We start from the raw sequence: 352 nt of genomic DNA, 5'->3' as shown, positions 1-352 counted from the left end.
TTCGCGTGCTACGGTGATTACGAAATCCTATCGCAACACCCAGAATGTGCGCCGCTTTCTGACACGCGAATGCGGCAGTGCATTCAGGTTCGACCGCCCTTTCATGACCTGGCTCAAGGATGGTACGGAAAAGACCATGGGCGATGCGGCGGACGAATGGCTCCGACGCCAGGCTGATAAGCGGAAAGCGTAGTTGAGCGGCGAAAGGCGTTTCTTCCTCGATGTCAGGCAGTCGGCCAACGGTGTTTGCTGGGAACATCGGCTGACTGAGCGGCAGGACATGACGGCGCTTGCCATCGCGCAGGGCTTTGGCGTGCCCGACATCGTGGCGCGCGTTCTGGCCGGGCGCAAC

Annotated in this window: 1 protein-coding gene; it reads left to right on the top strand. The window is 60.5% G+C overall.

Annotated elements, in window-relative coordinates; translation table 11 throughout:
- Positions 1-193 (top strand): DUF6434 domain-containing protein (locus EN857_RS35320; RefSeq protein ID WP_135897704.1); only part of this gene is annotated, 193 nt, incomplete at its 5' end.
- Between the last annotated feature and the right edge of the window lie 159 nt (positions 194-352).

Origin of the sequence: Mesorhizobium sp. M4B.F.Ca.ET.214.01.1.1 (assembly GCF_004791545.1) — a bacterium.
Taxonomy (GTDB): domain Bacteria; phylum Pseudomonadota; class Alphaproteobacteria; order Rhizobiales; family Rhizobiaceae; genus Mesorhizobium; species Mesorhizobium abyssinicae.
Note: the sequence above shows the minus strand (reverse complement) of the source record. Positions and strands in the feature narration are given on the sequence as shown.